This window comes from Streptomyces sp. NPDC088354 (assembly GCF_044753585.1).
In the GTDB taxonomy this organism is placed as follows: Bacteria; Actinomycetota; Actinomycetes; order Streptomycetales; family Streptomycetaceae; genus Actinacidiphila.
In genome coordinates, this window is the sequence record NZ_JBIVNJ010000039.1 from 36930 (window position 1) to 56507 (window position 19578).

The following is a 19578-nucleotide window of genomic DNA, read 5'->3' on the forward strand; positions in this document are numbered from 1 at the left end:
CGGGGGGGGGGGGGGGGGGGGGGGGGGGGGGGGGGGGGGGGCGGGGGGGGGGGGGGCCCGGGGGGGGGGGGGGGGGGCCGCGCCCCCCCCCCCCCACGCCCCGATGTCCGGTGACGGCTCCCCCGGCCGCGTGCCGTTCGCCGCGGCTACTGCGCGGACGCGGACTGCGCCGGCATCGTCAGGACCCGGGCCCGTGCCCCGGCGCGGGTCCGGCCGGGGGCGACCATCCGCTGCGGATGGCGGCGCAGGTACTCCCCCTCGAGCGCCACCATGCGCGAGTTGTGGGCGTCGAGGGCCGACGGGGATCCGTACAGCAGCGTCTCGTGCCGGGTGCGGTGGACCGACTCCAGCTCGTGCACCAGCTGCCGTTCGTCCAGCTCTGCGGGGTCGACCCCGCCGCGGTATGGGCTCATGGGCCGCGCACCTTCCTTTCGCTGCCGGTGGCCTCGCACGTTTGGTACCCAGGACGACCCGATTCATCCGCTTCATGCCGTATTCGGCAGGCATTCAACGCCGCGAACGGGTAGACGATGAAGTACCCGGACCCCTGAGGAAAGGAGCCATCGTGCAACGAGGAAGCGACCGCCTGAGCGTCCATCGAGACGACGAGATGAAGCACGAACTGCGCGGACTGCTGCGCTCCGGGCACCCGACCCGGGTCGAGGAGTGGCAGGACCCCGAGCCGGCCGCCGACGACGACCTCGCGGTCGTGAACGGACCCGTTCTGTCCGGCGCCACGGACGGTCCGTCTCTGCGGTTCGAACTGGCCCGCCACCTGACCCGCAAGACGTTCCCGGCGCGGCGCGGCGACCTGCTGCGCACGCTGCGCGACCACCACGCGCCCGATCCGCTCACCGACCTGGTGGACGGCCTGCCGGGCGACAACCGGCGGTACTCCAACGTCCAGGACGTCGTACGGACGCTGGGGATGGGCCCGCAGGGCTGACCCCGGACGCACCGCATCCGGCAGTGGAACCGATCAGGAGGGAGTCGATGTGCGCCCGAAGCTGAGCGCGTGGGACAAGGAGCTGTTCCTGCGCGTCGCGACACGGGAGTGGCCGGCCGCGGAGCCCGTGCTGCCCCGGCTGAGCCGCGCCGCCAATCACGGCGCGCTGTGGCTCGGCGTGGCCGCCGGCATCGCGGCGGTGGGCGGCCGTCCGGGACGGCGGGCCGCGCTGCGCGGCATGGGGTCGCTCGCCCTCGCCTCGGCGGTGGTCAACACCGTCGGCAAGGGCGCGGTGCGCCGGGCCCGCCCGGTGCTGGACTCCGTGCCGGTGATCCGGCGCCTGTCGCGGCAGCCCGGCAGCACGTCCTTCCCCTCCGGGCACGCGGCCTCCGCGGTCGCCTTCGCGGCGGGCGTGGCCGTCGAGTCACCGCGCTGGGGGGCGGTCGTGGCGCCGCTCGCCTGGTCGGTGGCGTTCTCCCGGGTCTACACGGGCGTGCACTACCCCAGCGACGTGCTCGCCGGGATGACGCTCGGCGCCGGCGCGGCACTGGCCGTGCGCGGTCTGGTGCCGACCGGCCAGGACCTCGCCGTCCCGCCCACGCCTCAGGCCGACGCGCCCGCCCTGCCGGGCGGGCGCGGCCTGTACGTGGTGGTCAACGAGGTCTCCGGGCCCCCGCCGCTGCTGGGGATGCCCGCGGACCGACTGCGGGCGGTGCTGCCGGAGGCCGTGGTCGAGGAGTGCTCCGAGGACGACGACCTCACGGAGATGCTGGAGAAGGCCGCCCGCCAGGCCGCCGAGGCCGGCGGCGCGCTCGGCGTGCACGGCGGCGACGGCAGCGTCCGCCTCGCGGCGGAGATCGCCCTGCGCCACCGCGTGCCGCTCATGGTCTCCCCCGGCGGCACGTACAACCACTTCGCGATGGACCTGGCCATCGAGTCGATCGACGACGCGGCGCGTGCCGTGGAGGCGGGCACCGCCATCTCCGCCGACGTCGCCCGGATCACGCCGGTGGACGCGGACGGCAGTGCCGCGCGGCCGTCGCTGTTCCTCAACACCTTCAGCATCGGGGTGTACCCCGAGCTCGTCCGCTACCGCGAGCGCTGGTCCCGCCGCGTCGGCAGCTGGCCGGCCGGCATCCTCGCCGCGGTCCATGTCCTGCGCACCTCCAGCCCGCTCGACGTCGACATCAACGGGCGCCGCCACTCGGTGTGGATGCTCTTCGCCGGGAACGGCGCCTACCGCAGCCTCGGACCGGCTCCGGTGCGCCGCCGCAACCTGGCCGACGGGCAGCTGGACGTCCGCATGGTGCCCGGCAGTCCCTACGCCAGGACCCGGCTGCTCGCCGCGGCCGTCACCGGCTCCACCACCGCGCTGCTGCGGCGGGTGCGCCTGGGCGGCATCGCGCCGGGGACCCGGCTGGCCACGGACGGCGAGGTCGCACCCGCCCCGGCGGAACTGCTCGTCGACAAGGTGAACGAGGCGCTGACCGTCTACCGCCCGATGTAGCGGGTCCGGCGCCGTCGGCGCCCCCCGGACACGACAGCGCCCCCGGTCGGCCGCCGCCGCCCCGGGGGCGCTGTCGTGTCCCCTGAATCTTGGTGGATCCGGTGATCCCGGTCCTCAACCGGACAGACCGGCGAGGGCCCGGACCCCTTCGCCCTTGATGGTGAGGGTGTCCGGCGAGCCCGCGTCGATGGACAGCGTGAGCTCGTCCGAGGGCCAGCCGCTGCTCAGCGCGGACAGGGGCAGTATGCGGTAGCCCCTGGCGTTGGGCAGGGCGTGGGCGAGACGCACCTCCGAGGTGAAGACCGGCACGAGCTTGGTGCCGTCCTCCTGCTCGAACACCGGCAGGCTGATCGTCTCCTGCTCCGCGGCGTCGCCGTCCGCGGCCTCCTCCGGCGGCCCGGGGACCGGGAGCAGCACGTCACTGGCCGCGAGCGTGCTGAGCGCGGTGGCGTTGTCACCGCCCGTGGCGATCTCGTGCAGGGCGCGCTGTGCCGGCGGCTGGGCGCCGTTGGGGGCGCTGAAGTCGGTCATGTCCGTTCCCTTCTCATGCGTGCGCTGTGGAGTGACTCGAGGGCTGCGCCTGCCCAGCGACGGGACGGCCATGCGTACCGGTCATTCGAATTCGGTACCGCCCTTGCGGGTGAGGTAGGCGTCGCTCACGACCTTGGCGATGGCACGGCCGCCGAGCAGGGGACTGTGGCGGTCCGCGGCCGCGCGGACGACAACGCCCTCCCGCAGGTGGAGGCCGCGGCCGGAGACGGTCTCGGCGCCCCGTGCCAGCGCCAGGGCGACGTCGAGGTCGAAGGGCCCCGCGTGCAGCCGTGGCACCACCGGCAGCGTGCCGTCGGACAGCACGTCGGCCGGGTCCAGCCAGCGCACGTCGCCGTCGATCTCGGCGGCGACGTCGAAGGCCGCGTAGCCGGGGACGTCCCGGCGCCCGTCGGCGCCGTAGCCGAGGTCCTGGACGCCGGAGCCGTACACCTCGCCGAAGAGGCCGACGCGGGTGGCTCCCAGCCGCCCGGCCAGCGCGGCGGCCGCGGCGGGCAGGCCGTGGCCGTGCGCGGCGCGCCAGTACAGGTTGTGCGGGGACTCCTTGAGGGCCAGCCGCTGGGCGCCGAGGCCCTTGGAGGTGACCAGGACCTGCCCGGTCGCCGCCACGTACGTCAGGGCGCAGGCGGTGCCGTGCAGCTTCTCCGTGATCACGACCGGCTCGCCGGGGGCGAAGACGTCGGGGTAACGCTTGAGGTTCTCGATGTCGATCCACGGCAGCAGGTCCGGCGCCGCTTCCACGTCGCCGCTCATCGACACCGGGACCGGCGGCACCCATTTGGTGATGCCGAGCAGTCCGGCGAAGTCGGCGTCGTCGGTGGCCGCGCGTGCCAGGTCCGTGCCCTCGAGCGCCGCCGGGCGGCACACGATGCCCTGGGACAGCTCGCCGCGCAGCCGGACCGCCTTGACACGGTTGGCGGCCGGCCCGGCGAGCCGTCCCGTCAGCCCGAGTTCGGCGATCAGGGCGTCCGGCAGCACGGACTGCTCGGGGATGTAGAGCGCGACGTCGCCTGTGCGGTAGACGCCCTTGGCCACGACCGCCCGGTAGAGGCCGACCTGGGCGAGCTCCAGGGCGTCCGCGTTCGGGTGGTCGTGGATGGTGAGCCGTTCGGCGGTGACGCGCAGCGTCGACATGGTCATCCCCCTCGTGGTGGTGCTCGGGAGGCACCACTGTGCGGGGTGTCGTGCGCCGCGGGCCAACGGTTTTCAGGGCGCCATGCGGAAGTCGTAGGCCTCGGGGAGCGGTTCGGCGCCACCGGTGACGGACCGCCAGGTGAGGTGCAGGGAGTCCTCGCCCTCCCGCAGGTCGTCGACGGTGAAGCCGGTGTCGAAGACCGCCCGCGCGCCCGCGATGTCGCACTGGGCGCACAGGACTTGGGCGTGCAGGAGGCGGAAGCGGCCACGGGCGAGGACCGCGGCGGGGAGGTCCGCCAGGACGGCGGCGGCGTCGGCGGGACGGCCCGCCGCGAGCAGGGCCGGGACCGCCTCGCGGGCAAGGGCTGCGCGGACGCTGTCCCGCGAGGTGCCCTCCGCCTGGACGCGGACGGCGTCGAGGTAGCGCTCCGCCGCGCGCGCGTGGTTGCCGTCGGCCCGGTCGGCGGCGGCGAGGCAGTGCAGGGGCAGCCACGAGCGGGTGCGGGCGGCGGAGCGCTCCCAGCTGCGGACGGCCTGGGCGCGGTCGCCCGCGTCCCATTGGGCGAGGCCGAGGTGGTGGTCGAGGTACCACTCGTTGCCGTCGTAGGTGCCCGCGGTCTCCAGGAGTTCGCGCCATTCGGGCGAGACGAGCGCGGGGCCGGGCACGGCGTCGTCGCCGGGGGCCTTGGGGAACACACCCGCGAGGAGCAGTTCCAGCCACGGCTTCTGCCGCTCGTCCATGGTGTCCGGGGCGAACGGCGTGCCGGGCAGGTCGTGGTGGCCGCGCAGCACCTCCAGGGCGCCCCAGCCCGAGCCGGAGGCGAGGACGTCCTTCGGTTCCGCGTCGGCGGCGGGCAGCCATGCCTCGTACGCCGCGCGCACCCGCTCCCGCGGGAGCGCGGCCTCGAGGCGGGCCTCGATGTCGCCCGCACCGGCGTCCGGCGCCGCGTCGAGCGGGCCGTAGGCCTCCAGCCAGGAGACGTCGGCGCCGGCGGCCAGCGGCAGGTGCTCGAGCTGGGTGGGCGCGAGACCGGCCTGGATCTCCAGGTAGCCGCCGGTCCCGGTGTCACCCGCGAGCCAGCGCTGCCAGCGGCGGCCGCCGCGCCCCTGGCCCCAGACGAAGAGCTTGCGGCCGCGCAGCGTGTCGGTGGAGGTCTGGACGAGGCCGCGGCCGTCCGCGCCGAGTGCCGCGATCCAGGGGCGGGTGCCGTCCGCCAGGTCGTAGAACCAGTCGGCCGGGTGCTCGGACGCGGTGGGCTCCTCCGGGACGGGCACCCGGTGCAGCGTCCGGTCGGAACCGAAGTGCCAGGCGTGGCCGGCGGGGGCGACGACCCGGGTGCCCGGTGTCTGGGGGACGGCGGTGTTGGACCACCAGTAGAGGGGAACGGTCCGGTGGTGAGGATTGCGGACACGGATGCCGGCATAGAGGAAGTCGGAGCCGTCGGGAAGCCAGAGGTCGACCTGGTACGGCAGGTCGCGCAGTCGTTCCCATTCCCAAAGGCGCAGCATCTCGCCGCCGTCGGGTGCGGGAACGCGGGCGGCGTGCAGCGGGGCGCAGGTCATCGTGGTGTGGCCGGTGGCACCCGGGTTCCATTCGACGCCACCGGAGAACCAGGCCCCGGCGAGCCCGAAGTCGGCGAACTGCAGGACCGGGTTGACGTGCAGCAGTTCCCGGCCGGTCGGCTTGTGGTGCAGCGAGTACAGGCGGCCGCCGAGCCCGGGCAGGACGGTGGCGCGCAGCCGGTCGTTCTCGATGACCACGGTGTCGAGGGCGGTGGGCGTGCGCTCGCGCGTGTAGCCGTCCAGACGCGGTACGGGGAGCAGCGTGCGCAGGTGCCCGTAGGCGATGCGGCGGGCCATCGCGGGCGGTACCGCGGTGCTCTCCGCTTCGTCGAGCACATGCAGTTCGCGCGGGGCGCGCAGCGCGGGCAGCGGGTTCTCCGGGCCGAGCGGGGCTGCGGGGAGGGTGAGGGTGCTGCGTCGCACGGTGGTGGCCAAGAGGCTCCCTCTCTTCGGCGCCGATGGGCGGGTGAGGACATGGAACCCCGGATCGGCCCGCGCCGACAGGGGTTTGGTCACGGTGCGACGGGCCTCACGGCGACTGCAGGTTGAGGAGAGAGTGACTTTAAATGTCCTTTGCCGTCGGAGACGTCCAGGAGGGTTTGCCGATCATGCCGTCCGCGTTGTGGAGCCCACCGTCCAACACGTCGCTGCGCGCGCCGCGCTTCCCCCGGCCCGTACCGGTGGAACGCGCCCGCAGCCCGCGGATCGCGGCGCTCGCCGAACGCCCCGATCACGAGCGCGACTTCTGGCGCGCCGTGGAAGCCGAGGGAACGCCCCTGGTGGAGGCCGTAGACGGTGACCCGGGGCACGCCGCCGTCACCTTCCTGTGGCGGGGCACGGCCTCGACGCGCGCGGTGCTCGTGCTGCCCAACCAGGTGGTCGACCCCGACGACCTGGCGGGCAACCTCATGGCCCGCGTCCCGGGCACGGACGTGTGGCACTGGACGATACGGATGCGGACCGACTGGCGGGCCACGTACGCGCTGTGCGTGGACGACGGCGACGACGGCGGGAGCCCCGGCGAGGGCGACGCCCTGTCAGGGGGCGCCCTGTCAGCGGGCGGCCGCGACCTTCCCGGCGCGAGACAGGCGTATCTGCGGCGGCTGCGCCGCCACCCCCGGCGCGACCCCCTCAACCGGGCCGTCTTCCCCAGCCGTTGGGGCGCCGAGCCGCTGTCCGTGGTGGCTCTCCCGGCCGCCCCCGTGGCACTCGGCGGACGCCGGGCCCACCCCGGCGCCGGAACGGGGGAGTTGTCGATGCACACGCTGCGCAGCGGCCAGCTGCGCAACTGGCGGCGGGTGTGGGCGTACACGCCGGCCGGCCACGAGGACCTGGCCGGACTGCCCGTCGTCGTCCTGCTGGACGGCGACGTGTGGCAGCAACTGGGCATCGCCGGGCTGCTCGACGAGCTCATCCGCACACGCCTGCTGCCCCCGCTGGTCGCCCTGCTGCCGGACGCGCTGGACAGCGACACCCGCCGTCGCGAACTCGCCTGCGACGAACGCTTCGTGGCCTTCCTGACCCGCGAGCTGCTGCCCTGGGCGGCCCGTCGCTGGTCCGTCACCGGCGACCCGTCCAGGACCGTCGTCGCCGGCCAGGGACTCGGCGGCCTGGCCGCGGCCTACACCGCGCTGCGGCGGCCGGAGCGCTTCGGCAACGTCCTGGCCCAGTCGGGCGCCTTCTGGTGGCCGGCCGCCCGGCGCGAGGGGGCCCGCCCCGAGGAATGGCTGACCGGCCGCGTCCGGGCCCTCGCCCGCCGGCCGGTCCGCTTCCACCTGTCCGCCGGCCTCCAGGAGTGGGGCGTGCCGGCCGCCGGCCGCCGGCTGCGCGACGCCCTGAGCGCCAAGGGGTACGAGGTCGCCCACCACGAGTACAACGGCGGCCACGACTACCTCTGCTGGCGCGACGATCTCGCCCACGGCCTGGTCACCCTGCTCCGCGGCCCCTTCCCCGGCGAGGTCCCCGGCGGCGGGCCCCGCGGACTGGTCGTCGGCGGCGGCTGAGGCCGTCGGCCCTCCACCCCCGTCCCGCGCCCTCCGGCGGAAAAACGGGTTGCCGCGGAGGCGTGCGGACCGGAGACTGCCCGGGTGCTGATCCGACGGGAGACCTCAGACGACCTGGCCGCCGTGCATGCGCTGACGGCGGCCGCCTTCGCGAAACCGGGGGCGGAGGTGCCCGTGGAGGCCACGCTGCTGGCGGAGTTGCGGGAGTCGGACGCGTGGCTGCCCCCGCTGTCGCTGGTGGCGACCGACGACGAGGGCGCGGTGGTCGGGCATGTCGTGTGCACGCGCGGCCATGTGGACGAGGTCCCCGTGGCGGCGCTGGGCCCGTTGAGCGTGGCGCCGGAGCACCAGCGGCGCGGGGCCGGGCTCGCGCTGGTCCACTCCGTGCTGGGCGCGGCCGACGCCCTCGGGGAGCCGCTGGTGGCGCTGCTGGGCAGCCCCGCCTACTACGGCCGCTTCGGCTTCCGTGCCAGCACCGACTACCGAATCACACCGCCGGATCCGGCCTGGGGCCCGTACTTCCAGGTGCGGCCGCTGGCCGCGTACGCGCCGTCGGTCAGCGGGGCGTTCCGCTACGCGGAGCCGTTCGACCGCGTCTGAGCGGGAAGCGGATGCGCCACGGGCACCCGTGTCCCAAAAATCATGAAATCAGGGCATTTAACCCTGGTGGTCCGCGGTGAACGGTATTAGGCTGAAAGAGACCTACGGGGCGAGCGAGGGAGTGCGGTGGCACCGAGAGCGGACAGGGAAGGTCCGACTTCCCCCGCGACCGGGTTCAACGGCCGTGCTGAGAGGCTTGAAGGTCAGGGAAGAGGCAAGGACCGGAGAGCGACCCCTAGCACCTGATCCGGACCATGCCGGCGAAGGGAGTCCCACCTCGTAGGTCGTCGACGGAGCCCGCGCCACGTGCGCGGGCTCCGTCGTGTGTGCGGTCCTTCCGGGCCTCCTGCCGGTGTCACAGGGCGCTGCCCGCGCTCCAGTCGGCCCAGTCGGCGTTCCAGGCGCCGTAGCCGTTGTTGAGCTGGACGGTGTCCGTGGAGTGGACGACGGTGACCGGGTCGCCGACATTGACGTGCTCGTAGAACCACTTGGCGTCGGCGGTGCTCATGCCGATGCAGCCGTGGCTCCCGTTGACCCGCCCGAACTTGCCGTCGTTCCAGGGGGCGGCGTGGGTGAAGGTGCCCGAGGTGGTCAGGCGGACGTCCCACTTGACGTCCTTGAGGTTGTAGGCCTCGGGGCCGAAGATGCGGACGGTACGGGAGTTCATGGTGATGCTGGGAGTCTTCTCCAGGACGACCATGGTGCCGTTCCAGGTCTCGTAGCCGGGCTTGCCGGTGGAGACCGGGAGGGTGCGCACGACCTCGCCGTCGCGGCGCAGGGTGAGGGTCTTGCGGGAGGTGTCGACGGTGGTGGTGACGGCATGCCCGATCCGGAAGTGCACGACGCGGTTCTGGGTGCCGTAGACCCCGCCGCCCGCGTCGACCCCGTCGAGGTTCATGCGGAGGGTGACCTCGGTGCCGGCCTTCCAGAAGGCGCGCGGCCGCCAGTCGACGCGGTCGCGGCCGCTCCAGTCCTTCATCCAGCTCCATGAGCCGTCGACGGCGGGCGACGCGGTGACGGAGAGCTTGCGCTCGACGGCGGCGCGGTCGTGGACGGGCCGGTTGAAGACGATGGAGACGGGCATGCCGACGCCCACCGTGGTGCCCTTGTCGGGGTGGTACTCCCCCACGAAGGTGCGGTCGGCCTCGGCGGTGCTGAAACGCACGTGCTTGGTGAGCGCCTTGCCGTCGTCGCCGGTGGCGCGGGCGACGACGTCGTAGGTGACGCCCGGCGCGAGATGCCCGGTCGAGGTCCAGCCGGCCTTGCCGGAGGCGAGGGTGCCGGACAGCGCTCCGGGGCCGGGCGCGGTGACGCGGACGGAGTCCAGCCGGCCGGAGGTGACGCGGACGGTCACCTTGCGATCGGTGGGAACGGGCTGCCCCGCCGAGGCGGGGCTGACGGTGATCGCCGGACGGTCGGCAGCGTCCCCGCCGCCCGCGTCACCGGACCCGCTGCACGCGGAGAGTGACGCGGCGACGGACAGTGCGAGGACCGCGGCGGACGTGCGCGGTATCCGGTCGGAATGCATGGGTCGGATCCTCCCCGGTCGAGTCGTACCTCTCCTTCTGCCCGGGAGGGCGCCGGTCCACCGCATGCCGTACGAACGCACCGATGACGACGGCGAGGGTCGCGATCCCGTAGGAGGCGGCCTGTTGCGCGGGGCCCCCGGCGAGGTAGAGCACAGCCCCGGCCGCGGCGACGGACAGCCACTCCCACCGTCCGTCGAGCGCGACGAGGGCGACGACCAGCAGGGCGTACCAGGAGTACGAGGGCGAGGTGACGAGCAGCGCCGTGCCCGTCACGAGGAGGGCGCCGCTCCAGGGCCGGTCCGGATCGCCGCGGCGCAGCACGTACAGGGCGGTGACCGCGACCACGGCCGCGGCGGCGAACCCGGCGGCGGTGTCGGGCAGGACGAGGCGCAACAGCGCGAAGCGCCTGACGTGCGCCGAGTCGTAGCCCTCCTCCTGGAGGTAGCCGGGGAGGTAGCCGAGGACGCCGCTGCCGGAGGCCAGGACGTACGGAAGGTAGGCGAGGACGACGACGAGTGCGGCGGGCAGCAGCACGCGCGCCGCCTCGCGCGGGCGGCGCACTCCCGCGAGGACCCCCGACAGCGCGCCCGGCAGGGCGAGGACGGGCAGCAGTTTGACGGCGACGGCGGCGCCGAGAAGCGCGCCGCGCCGCGCTCCGGTGACGCCGAGGGCGAGGACGAGGAGGAGCACGCCGAGGGTGTCCACATGCGCGTTGTTGACGGCCTCGACCGGCACGGCGGGGCACCAGGCCCACAGCGCGGCACGCCGCGGATCTCCGCCGCGCCGCCGGAGCACGGCGAGCAGGGCGACGGTGGTGGCCACGGCCAGGAGCGCACCGCCGGTCTGCACGGCCTTGTGGCGGGCGCCGTCCGGGGACAGGGCGTGCACGGCGAGGAACCAGCCCTCGGCGACGGGCGGGTAAATGGTGTGCACGGTGGGGCGGTTGACGAGCGTGCAGGCGCCACCGGGGACCGGGTGCTCGTCCCAGGCGCGGCAGGCGCCGCCCTCCGGGAAGAGCCACGGGTCGCGCAGCGCGCCGAGTTCCGGCGCCGAAGGGGCGTACGTGTACGGGGAGATGCCCGCCGCCTGCACGCGGCCGTCCCAGGCGTAGCGGTACATGTCGTCGCTCGTGCCCGGCGGCCCGGCGAGCCCCGCCAGGGCGAGGGCCGCACCGCCCGCGACGACGAGGGCGACGGCCCGCCGCACCGGCACCTTGCGCACGGCGACGGCCGCGGCGGCGAACAGCGCCCAGGCGACGGCCTGGCGCAGCAGCATCCGGCCGGGCGTGTCGTGCTGGACGGCCGTGGCGACGGCCGCGGTGAGGGCGGCGAGCAGGGCGGCGGTGGCGGCGGTGGCGGTTCGGGTACCCACGGTCCCACCGTCGCAGGTCACGGCGGTGCGGGCGATCACGCGCGCCGTTCGTCCGTATTCCGTAAGGAGTCGGAGGCCCTGTCCCGGGGGTCGCGGGCGGTGTGATGGGAGACATGAGACGCCCCGCCCTTCCTCCAAGGTTCCCCCTGCCCAAGGCGCCGCCGCCCCCGGTGTTCACGGGGCGGCTGCACGACCCTCGCACGGCGACGGTGGTCGGCCGCGCCCTGGGGGTCGCCGTCGCCGTCTGCTTCGTCACCGGCCTGGTGAGCCACTACCTGCAGCAGCCGCCTTCATGGGCCTCCGGCGCGCTGCCGAGCCGTCCGATATGGGGCTACCGCCTGACGCAGGGGCTGCATGTCGCGAGCGGGATCGCCGCCCTTCCGCTGCTCCTGGCGAAGCTGTGGACGGTCTACCCGCGGCTGTTCGCCCGGCCCGCGGTGCGGTCGTTCGCGCACGCGCTGGAGCGGCTGTCGGTCGGCGTGCTGGTCGGCAGCGTGCTGCTGCAACTGGTGACGGGGCTGCTCAACACCGTGCAGTGGTACCCGTGGCCGTGGAACTTCCGTCCCGCGCACTGGGCGCTGGCCTGGGTGGCCCTCGGCGCGCTGCTGCTGCACCTGGCGGTCAAGGCGCCGGTCATCGCGGCGCACTGGTCGCGGCGGTCGTCCGGCACGCGGGAGCCGACCGGGGCCGACGGCCCCGACCGGCGGTCCTTCGTGGCGGCGGTGGCAGTGGCCACGGGCGCGGTGACCCTGACGACCGTCGGCCAGTCCGTGACGCCACTCGGCCGCGCCGTCCTCTTCGCGCCGCGCAGCCCCGAACACGGCCCGCAGGGACTGCCGGTGAACCGCACCGCCGCGGCGGCCCGCATCACCCCGCTCCTGCTGGCGGACTGGCGGCTCCAGGTGGCCGGTCCACGCCCGTTCGAGCTGACGCTCACCGAACTGCGCGCGGCGGCACAGCACTCGGCGGTGCTCCCGATCGCCTGCGTCGAGGGCTGGAGCCGGAACGCGCACTGGACCGGCGCCCGGCTGCGCGATCTGCTGGACCGCGCCGGCGCCCCGGCGGACACACGCCTGCGCGTGGTCTCCCTGGAGCCCGAGGGGGCCTACGCGGTCACCGAGATGGGCGCCTCCTACGCCCGCGACCCGCTGACACTGCTCGCCGTCGCCCTCAACGGCCATCCCCTGTCGCTCGACCACGGCTACCCGGCGCGGATCATCGCCCCGAACCGGCCCGGCGTGCTGCAGACCAAGTGGGTCACCCGGCTGGAGGTGCTGCTGTGAGCGCGTCACGGCTGCTGCGCGGGGCGCTGGGCGTCGCGGGAGTGGCGGCGATGTCCCTGGGCGCCGCTCTTGTGCTGACGGATCGCCGGATCGGCTCGCCGGTGGGCGTGCTGATCTGGCTGGCGGCGGCGGTCGTCGTGCACGACGGCGTGCTCGTCCCCCTCGTGCTCGGCATCGGCGCACTCCTCCCGCTGCGTGCGCGCAGGCCGCTGCGGACCGGGCTGCTCACCGCCGGCTGCCTCACGGCGGTGGCCCTCCCGGTGATGCTGCGGCAGGGTCGGGGGGCCAACCCGTCGGTACTGCCGCTGGACTACGTGGGCAACTGGGGCCTGGCGATGGGTGTGGTGGTGGTCGCGACGGGGTGCGGGGTGGTGCTGGCGCGCGTGCGGCAGCGCCGTGCCGCCGCGCGAAGGTGACTGCAACCCGGGAGGTTTCGACCTCTTCGCCCGGTATGACGGCGATTCCGCGTGTTGTACGCTCGACGTCTCTTCGTACAGGAAGCCTCTTGCCGCGGACGCGTGCACGGCGGACCGGGAGTGAGAGCCAAGTGATCGCGGACCTGATACTCGACGCGGTGGGGAGCCTCTTGGCCCCGGGTTCCGGCGGGAGGCGGCAGACGAGGACCCAGGAGCGCATCTACGCCGAGGGTGGCGAGGTCCTCTTCGAAGCGTGCGCCTTGGGTGATCGCCCCTACTGCACAGCGGCCGTGGTCTTTCTTGCGGTTTCCAGGAGAGCCCTGCACGTCTCACCCACCGAGGTGAAGTCGCTGGGCCGTCGCACCCTGCCGGCCGAGCACATCGGCATCCGCCGGATTCGGCGGCGAACGCGTTCGGACTCCCGGTTCATCCGTCCCTTCTGGGAGATCGCCGAGTGCCATGAGGGAGGCGTCGACTTCCTGATCGCCTGCGCCCCGGAGCACATGCGGCTTCTCGCCCGGACACTCGAACGGGAGGGCCCGCCGGACTGACCGCCGGCCGACCGCCACCGGACGAGAGCGCCGACCGGGCCAGGGGCCCGCGTACTGTCTGTCGCCGTTGTGTCACTGTTCGGCACCAGCCGTTCCGGGACGAAACCGCATCTTCGCCCCATCGCGTGTTCCCCGGCGAACCCCGGCGGTGAGCCGGGACCGAACGACTGGGGGACGCCATGGAGCACAGGAACGCGCGCGGGGCCGCGATGGCGGCGGTGCTGCTCTGCGCGACGGCGGCACTGCTGACCGGTTGCCGGGACGACGGCACGGCGGCGGGCGGGGCACCGGGCGCGTCGGCGCCGGTGACTTCGCCGGTGCCTTCGACTTCTTCGACGTCCTCGGCCTCCGCGGCTCCCTCGGCACCGGCCCCCTCGACGTCACCGGTCGGGTCGGACGCACCGGCGGGAGCGCCCTGCGGGGACACGGCACTGGAGGCGGGACCGGCACGCCAGGCGGCGCAGCGGCCGCAGGGGACGGGTACCGGGGCGGCCGTCGTGGGCTTCACCAACGCGTCCGGGACCGCCTGCACGGTCGAGGGGTTCCCTACGGTGGCCGGCGCGGCCAACGGCTCGCCGGAGCTCAATGTGCCGCTGGCCGTGGAGCACAGCGGCACCTCCGCGCCGGTCACGGTGGCCCCGGGCGGCCGCGTGTGGGTGAAGTTGACGTTCCACCAGGTCCAGGGCGAGGGGGACGGCTACTGCGTCTCGGGTGAGGCACCGGTGCAGTACCCGACCATGGTGCTGGGCCTCCCCGATGGCGCGGGCCGCCACCAGGTCGCCCTGGACGACGGGGAGTTCGCCGAGTGCGACGGGATCGTCGCGGTCACCGCCCTCTCGGCGGCCCGGCCCTCCTGACCTCACGCGGGCGGTCAGCGGGCCAGCTCCACGAAACAGCGCCCGCCGACCGCCCACTCCCCTACGGCGGCCCAGCCCGCGGCCTCCGCCGTCCGGCGCAGCGCCACGGTGCCGAGCCGGGCCCAGGGGAAGTCGCCGCCGTGGCGGCCGCCGGCGTCCTCCACCCGGACGGTGAGCCGTTCGTCGACGTCGTACGCGGCGGCCTCGGCCAGCAGGCGGCCGTCCGGGGCGAGGAGTTCCCGGACCCGGGCGAGCAGGGCGGACGGGTCGCCGCCGATGCCGATGTTTCCGTCGGCCAGCAGGGCGGTGCGCCAACGGCCCTCGGCGGGCAGGCGGTCGAAGACGGACCGGCGCAGGACGGCGCCGCCCGCGCCCCGGGTCCGGGCGACGGCCGCCGGGGAGACGTCGACACCGAGGACGGGCAGACCGCGTCCGCCGAGCGCGGCGACGAGACGGCCCGGCCCGCAGCCGATGTCGAGGACGGGCCCGCGGCAGCGGCGCAGCAGGGCGACATCGGCCGCGTCCGGCTCCGCGCACCACCGTTCGACCTCCAGGGGCAGCAGCCAGCCGTCCGAACGCCGCAGGAAGAGCGGGCCGCGCCCGGTGCGCAGGGCGTGCGCGTACGGGTCGTCGACCCAGGCCGTCCCCGTGGCCCTCGTACCGGAACCGGCCCGCGGCACGGGCGCGAGCGGCGGCGCCGTCACCGGCCCAGCTCCGCCGCGAACCGGGTGCCGGGCGCGGCCGCCGCCACCGCGTGCGCGTCGGCGGCGGTGTCCACGTCCCGCAGGACCGGAAGGTGACGTACCCGCAGGCCCGCCTCCAGCAGGCGCCGCTCCTGCAACGCGCCGGTCCGCGGTGTGGACATCGGCACCCCGCGCAGCAGGCCGGGGTCGGGAGCCGCCAGGCCGAGTGCCCAGAAGCCGCCGTCGGTCGCCGGGCCGAGGAAGGCGTCGCAATCCGCCCAGGCGTCCTCGGCCAGTGCGGGCGCGAGGACCTCGGGGCAGATCTGCGGGGTGTCCATGCCGACCAGCAGCGTGGGGCCGTCGCAACCGGCGAAGGCCGCCGCGAGGCGTTCGTCCAGACCGCCTGCCCCCTGCGGGACCACGTCGATCCCCGGCGGCAGCCACGGTCCGGGACGGCCCTCCAGGACCAGCACGCGACGTCTCGCGGGCGCGCGGAGCACGGCCTGCAGGGTGTCGGCGAGCGCGGCGGCGGCCAGGGCGGCGGCCCGCTCCGGGGTGAACGGAGGGGTGAGCCGGGTCTTGACCCGGCCGGGCAGCGGTTCCTTGGCGATGACCAGCAGTGTGGTGGGACCGGCGGCGGAGCCGCCCCGGTCAGGCGTCGACCGGGGGTCGTCCTCGCGTGGACGCGCGGTCACCGCCGCTCCCCCGCCGGGGAGTCGGCGAGGGGCGCTGCCGTAGGCCGGGCCTGCGGCGGTCCCGGCGGTTCGGCCAGCACCGCGCGCATGTCGCGCACCGCGTGCCAGGTGCCGCGCCACGTTCCGGTGACCTTGGAGCGTCCGGTGCGCGGCAGGTACGGCACCTCGGTCTCCCGGATCCGCCAGCCCGCATCCGCCGCGCGGACCAGCATCTGGAGGGGGTAGCCGGAACGGCGGTCGTCGAGGGCGAGCCCGAGCAGCGCCTCGCGGCGGGCGGCGCGCATCGGGCCCAGGTCGTGCAGGCGCAGACCCGTACGGCGGCGGATCAGCCGGGCGAGCTCCAGGTTGGCCAGGCGGGCGTGCAGCGGCCACGCCCGCGGTCCGGCGGGGCGGCGGCGGGCCAGCACGAGGTCCGCGTCGCCGGCGCGGACGGGGTCGGCGACCGAGGGCAGCAGACCGGGGTCGAGGGAGCCGTCGCAGTCGCAGAAGCAGACGACGTCGGCGGTCGCGGCGAGCAGCCCCGCGTGGCATGCGGCGCCGAAGCCGCGGCGCGGTTCGCGCACGACGGTGGCGCCGAGACGCTCGGCGACGGCGGCCGATCCGTCGGTGGAGCCGTTGTCGACGACGACGGCGCGCCAGCCGGCCGGGACGCGCTCCAGCACCCACGGGAGCGCGGCGGCCTCGTCGAGGCAGGGCAGGATCACGTCGACCTGGGAGGGGAAGGTGTCGGTCACCTCCCTCACCCTACGAACACGGACCGGTCATTTCGGACATGCAGTCCTTACGAAACACGGACGTCCCTCCTGTGGGGGCCACCGGCCCGCCGTCCGGCGCCCGCCCGGTGCGAGACTCGGAGCGTGACCAGCGACGCTCCCCCCGCCCGTGTCCTCGTGGTGGACGACGACCCCACCGTGGCCGAGGTCGTGACCGGCTACCTCGTCCGCGCGGGCTTCACCGTCGACCGCGCCGCCGACGGCCACGCCGCGCTCGCGGTCGCCGCGGCCGCCCGGCCCGACCTCGTCGTGCTGGACCTGATGCTGCCCGGCCTGGACGGACTGGAAGTCTGCCGCCGCATCCGCGCCGAGCACGGCGAGGTGCCGGTGGTCATGCTGACGGCACGCGGCGACGAGGACGACCGCATCCTCGGCCTGGAGGTCGGCGCGGACGACTACGTGACCAAGCCGTTCAGCCCGCGCGAACTGGTCCTGCGCGTCGGGTCGGTGCTGCGCCGGGCGGGCACCCGCCGCGAGGCCGCGTCCGGCACGGACACCGGCCCGGGCACCGGCGCGCTGCTGCGGTCCGGGCCGCTCACCCTCGACCCTGCCGCCCGCCGCGCCACCCGCGACGGCATCGAACTCGCCCTCACCATGCGGGAGTTCGAACTGATGGCGTTCTTCCTCCAGCATCCCGGACGGGTCCTGGGCCGTGAGGAGCTCATGCACCGGGTGTGGGGGTGGGAGTTCGGCGACCTGTCGACCGTCACCGTCCACGTGCGCCGGCTGCGCGAGAAGATCGAGGACGACCCGGCACGGCCCCGGCTGATCAGCACCGTCTGGGGCGTCGGCTACCGCTTCGACCCGCCGACCACTCCCACGACGGAGGCCGCCGATGCGTGATCTGCTGCTCATCGCCGCCTACGCCGCCCTCGGCGCGGCCGCCGCCGGCCTGCTCGGCGCGTTCGCCCTGCGGTTGCTGCGGCGCCGTTCGCTGGCCCTGTCGCTCGCGGTGGTGGCCGCCGTGGCGGTGGGCGCCATGCTCGCCGGGACGCTGTCGGTCGCCTGGGCGATGTTCCTGTCGTCGCACGACCTGGGCGTGGTCACGACGGTCTGCGCCATCGCGGCCGCCGTCTCCCTGACCGTCGCCCTGCTGCTCGGGCGGTGGGTGGTGGCGGGCAGCCGCGCGCTGACCGAGGCCACCCGCGTCCTCGGGGACGGGGGCGGCTTCTCGGCGCCCGCCGCCGCGCCCACCGCGGAACTCGCCGCGCTCGGCCGTGAACTGGCCGCCACCAGTGCCAAACTCACCGCCTCCCGCGAGCGCGAGCGCGCCCTGGAGGCGTCCCGGCGCGAGCTCGTCGCCTGGATCTCGCACGACCTGCGCACGCCACTCGCGGGGCTGCGGGCCATGGCCGAGGCGCTGGAGGACGGGGTCGTCGACGACCCCGTCCGCTACCACCGGCGCATCCGCGCCGAGGTCGAACGGCTCTCCGGCATGGTCGGTGACCTGTTCGAACTCTCCCGCATCCAGGCGGGCGTGCTCGCCCTGGCACCGACCCGCATGTCCGTCCACGACCTCGTGGACGACGCCCTCGCCGGAGCGGACGCCCTCGCCCGGGAGCACGGCGTACTGCTCGTCGGTGACCGCGACGGCGCCTGCGACCCGGTGCCGGTGGAGGTCGACGGCCGGGAGATGACCCGCGTCCTGGCCAACCTGCTGGTCAACGCCATTCACCGCACTCCGGCCGACGGCACCGTCGCGGTCGCCGCGCACCGCGCGGAGGGCTCCGTCGTGCTGTCGGTGACGGACGGCTGTGGCGGCATCCCGGCCGAGGACCTGCCGCGTGTCTTCGACACCGGATGGCGGGGAACGGACGCCCGCACACCCCCGGCGGGCGCCGGTCTCGGGCTCGCCATCGTGCGCGGCATCGTCGAGGCCCACGACGGGCGGGCCGCGGTGCGCAACGTCCCCGGCGGCTGCCGCTTCGAGGTGGTGCTCCCGGTCGCGGGGTGAGCGGCGCCCCGCCCTGCGGTTCGCGGGACGGGGGGTCGCCGGACCGCGGGTCGCCGGACGAGGGGTCGCCGGACGGCAGGTCGCCCGACAGGGTGTCGGACGGGGGGCGTCGCCCGTGCGGCTCAGGCCCCTTCGGCGAACTCGGCCATTCCGTCGGCGAATCCGACCTGCGGCTTCCAGCCCAGTTCGTCGCGCAGCCGGCCGGACGAAGCGGTGATGTGCCGGACGTCGCCGAGCCGGTACTCACCGGTGGTCACCGGTTCGGGCCCGCCGCAGGCCGTGGACAGGGCTCGGGCGAGGTCGCCGACGGTGCGCGGCTCGCCGCTGCCGACGTTGTAGGCGCGCAGCGTTCCGGGGGCGTCGCCCGAACCGGCGGCGGAGCGGACGGCGGTGAGGGCGGTGACGTTCGCCGCCGCGACGTCGCGGACGTGCACGAAGTCCCGCCGCTGGCCCCCGTCCTCGAAGACACGGGGCGCCTCGCCGCGCGCCAGGGCGGAGCGGAAGAGCGCGGCGACTCCGGCGTAGGGGGTGTCGCGGGGCATGCCGGGGCCGTAGACGTTGTGGTACCGCAGGGAGACCGCGCGGCCGCCCACGGCGCGGGCCCAGCAGGCGGCCAGGTGCTCCTGGGCGAGCTTGGTGGTCGCGTAGACGTTGCGCGGGTCGGCAGGGGCGTCCTCCTCGACGAGGCCGGGGCGCAACGGCTCGCCGCAGTGCGGGCACGGCGGCTCGAAACGGCCGGCGTCGAGGTCCTCGGGGCGCCGCGGCCCAGGGCGTACAAGGCCGTGCCGGGCGCAGGTGTAGCGACCCTCTCCGTACACCACCATCGAGCCGGCGAGCACCAGTTCGCGCACGCCGGCCCCGGCCATGGCCGCCAGCAGCACCGCGGTGCCCAGGTCGTTGCAGGCCACGTAGTCCGGCGCGTCGGCGAAGTCCTTGCCGAGGCCGACCATGGCGGCCTGGTGGCACACGGCGTCGACGCCGCGCAGCGCGTCGGCCACGGCCGCCGGGTCGCGGACGTCGGCCCGCCGCAGCTCGGTGCCCTCGGGCGCGGGGCCGTCCGCGCGGTCCAGGATCCGGACGCCGTGGCCGTTTTCTACGAGGGCGGTGACGATGTGCGAGCCGATGAAGCCCGCGCCGCCCGTGACGAGTACCAGCATGCTGTCG

20 protein-coding genes and 1 riboswitch are annotated in these 19578 nt (G+C 75.1%); of the genes, 10 read left to right on the forward strand and 10 right to left on the reverse strand.

What is annotated here, in order from left to right; all coding sequences use genetic code 11:
• Nucleotides 1-146: 146 nt before the first annotated feature.
• Nucleotides 147-413: a DUF6158 family protein gene (locus tag ACIP98_RS34985; RefSeq protein ID WP_319664850.1), complete on the reverse strand. Its 267-nt coding sequence runs from the start codon at nt 411-413 to the stop codon at nt 147-149.
• A gap of 152 nt (nt 414-565) precedes the next feature.
• On the opposite strand from ACIP98_RS34985, the gene ACIP98_RS34990 reads away from it, so the two are divergent.
• Entirely contained in the window at nt 566-946 is a 381-nt protein-coding gene (locus tag ACIP98_RS34990) for a DUF2795 domain-containing protein (RefSeq protein WP_319664849.1), read from the forward strand.
• A gap of 49 nt (nt 947-995) precedes the next feature.
• A complete protein-coding gene (locus ACIP98_RS34995; RefSeq protein WP_401980016.1) occupies nt 996-2453 on the forward strand; it encodes a phosphatase PAP2 family protein in 1458 nt (485 codons plus the stop codon).
• Nucleotides 2454-2567: 114 nt separating this feature from the next.
• On the opposite strand, the gene ACIP98_RS35000 is transcribed toward ACIP98_RS34995, so the two are convergent.
• From ACIP98_RS35000 to ACIP98_RS35010, 3 genes are all read right to left on the reverse strand, one after another.
• Nucleotides 2568-2984, reverse strand: coding sequence for an SseB family protein (locus ACIP98_RS35000; RefSeq protein ID WP_319664846.1), 417 nt, complete (start codon nt 2982-2984; stop codon nt 2568-2570).
• 81 nt (nt 2985-3065) lie between these two features.
• The gene (locus tag ACIP98_RS35005) at nt 3066-4136 is read right to left on the reverse strand and encodes an RNA ligase (ATP) (protein WP_401980054.1); all 1071 of its coding nucleotides are present in this window, start codon (nt 4134-4136) and stop codon (nt 3066-3068) included.
• A 72-nt stretch (nt 4137-4208) separates the two neighbouring features.
• Entirely contained in the window at nt 4209-6134 is a 1926-nt protein-coding gene (locus ACIP98_RS35010; RefSeq protein WP_401980019.1) for a DUF5107 domain-containing protein, read from the reverse strand.
• 131 nt (nt 6135-6265) lie between these two features.
• Here ACIP98_RS35010 and fes point away from each other — a divergent pair, with 131 nt between their 5' ends.
• Both fes and ACIP98_RS35020 read left to right on the forward strand, forming a co-directional pair.
• Nucleotides 6266-7702, forward strand: coding sequence for an enterochelin esterase (gene fes, locus ACIP98_RS35015; protein ID WP_401980022.1), 1437 nt, complete (start codon nt 6266-6268; stop codon nt 7700-7702).
• 84 nt (nt 7703-7786) lie between these two features.
• Complete coding sequence (locus tag ACIP98_RS35020; RefSeq protein WP_319664840.1) at nt 7787-8302, forward strand: N-acetyltransferase; 516 nt, start codon at nt 7787-7789, stop codon at nt 8300-8302.
• A 134-nt stretch (nt 8303-8436) separates the two neighbouring features.
• Nucleotides 8437-8588: riboswitch (TPP riboswitch) on the forward strand.
• 69 nt (nt 8589-8657) lie between these two features.
• On the opposite strand, the gene ACIP98_RS35025 is transcribed toward ACIP98_RS35020, so the two are convergent.
• Both ACIP98_RS35025 and ACIP98_RS35030 read right to left on the reverse strand, forming a co-directional pair.
• Complete coding sequence (locus tag ACIP98_RS35025) at nt 8658-9830, reverse strand: Ig-like domain-containing protein (RefSeq protein ID WP_319664838.1); 1173 nt, start codon at nt 9828-9830, stop codon at nt 8658-8660.
• The gene (locus ACIP98_RS35030) at nt 9742-11202 is read right to left on the reverse strand and encodes a glycosyltransferase 87 family protein (RefSeq protein WP_319664836.1); all 1461 of its coding nucleotides are present in this window, start codon (nt 11200-11202) and stop codon (nt 9742-9744) included. The genes ACIP98_RS35025 and ACIP98_RS35030 overlap by 89 nt, the downstream gene beginning before the upstream one ends.
• Nucleotides 11203-11315: 113 nt before the next feature.
• Between ACIP98_RS35030 and ACIP98_RS35035 the strand changes: the two genes are divergently transcribed.
• From ACIP98_RS35035 to ACIP98_RS35050, 4 genes are all read left to right on the forward strand, one after another.
• Nucleotides 11316-12485: a molybdopterin-dependent oxidoreductase gene (locus ACIP98_RS35035; protein WP_401980025.1), complete on the forward strand. Its 1170-nt coding sequence runs from the start codon at nt 11316-11318 to the stop codon at nt 12483-12485.
• A complete protein-coding gene (locus ACIP98_RS35040) occupies nt 12482-12901 on the forward strand; it encodes a hypothetical protein (protein WP_401980026.1) in 420 nt (139 codons plus the stop codon). Before ACIP98_RS35035 ends, ACIP98_RS35040 begins: the two co-directional genes overlap by 4 nt.
• A gap of 131 nt (nt 12902-13032) precedes the next feature.
• Entirely contained in the window at nt 13033-13452 is a 420-nt protein-coding gene (locus ACIP98_RS35045; RefSeq protein WP_319664830.1) for a hypothetical protein, read from the forward strand.
• Between the two features lie 179 nt (nt 13453-13631).
• Nucleotides 13632-14309, forward strand: a complete 678-nt coding sequence (locus tag ACIP98_RS35050) for a DUF4232 domain-containing protein (RefSeq protein ID WP_401980029.1) — start codon at nt 13632-13634, stop codon at nt 14307-14309.
• A gap of 14 nt (nt 14310-14323) precedes the next feature.
• On the opposite strand, the gene ACIP98_RS35055 is transcribed toward ACIP98_RS35050, so the two are convergent.
• The 3 genes from ACIP98_RS35055 to ACIP98_RS35065 are packed head-to-tail and all read right to left on the reverse strand — an operon-like array spanning nt 14324 to nt 16430.
• Complete coding sequence (locus tag ACIP98_RS35055) at nt 14324-15013, reverse strand: methyltransferase domain-containing protein (protein ID WP_401980030.1); 690 nt, start codon at nt 15011-15013, stop codon at nt 14324-14326.
• On the reverse strand, nt 15010-15687 hold the full coding sequence (locus ACIP98_RS35060; RefSeq protein ID WP_401980032.1) for a DUF2064 domain-containing protein: 678 nt from the start codon (nt 15685-15687) through the stop codon (nt 15010-15012). Before ACIP98_RS35060 ends, ACIP98_RS35055 begins: the two co-directional genes overlap by 4 nt.
• Nucleotides 15684-16430: a glycosyltransferase family 2 protein gene (locus tag ACIP98_RS35065; RefSeq protein WP_401980034.1), complete on the reverse strand. Its 747-nt coding sequence runs from the start codon at nt 16428-16430 to the stop codon at nt 15684-15686. Before ACIP98_RS35065 ends, ACIP98_RS35060 begins: the two co-directional genes overlap by 4 nt.
• Nucleotides 16431-16544: 114 nt before the next feature.
• On the opposite strand from ACIP98_RS35065, the gene ACIP98_RS35070 reads away from it, so the two are divergent.
• The gene (locus ACIP98_RS35070) at nt 16545-17303 is read left to right on the forward strand and encodes a response regulator transcription factor (RefSeq protein ID WP_401980035.1); all 759 of its coding nucleotides are present in this window, start codon (nt 16545-16547) and stop codon (nt 17301-17303) included.
• Entirely contained in the window at nt 17296-18414 is a 1119-nt protein-coding gene (locus ACIP98_RS35075) for a sensor histidine kinase (protein WP_401980037.1), read from the forward strand. The genes ACIP98_RS35070 and ACIP98_RS35075 overlap by 8 nt, the downstream gene beginning before the upstream one ends.
• A 122-nt stretch (nt 18415-18536) precedes the next feature.
• Here the strand turns inward: ACIP98_RS35075 and ACIP98_RS35080 are convergent, their stop codons facing one another.
• Complete coding sequence (locus ACIP98_RS35080; protein ID WP_319664822.1) at nt 18537-19571, reverse strand: NAD-dependent epimerase/dehydratase family protein; 1035 nt, start codon at nt 19569-19571, stop codon at nt 18537-18539.
• Nucleotides 19572-19578 lie beyond the last annotated feature (7 nt).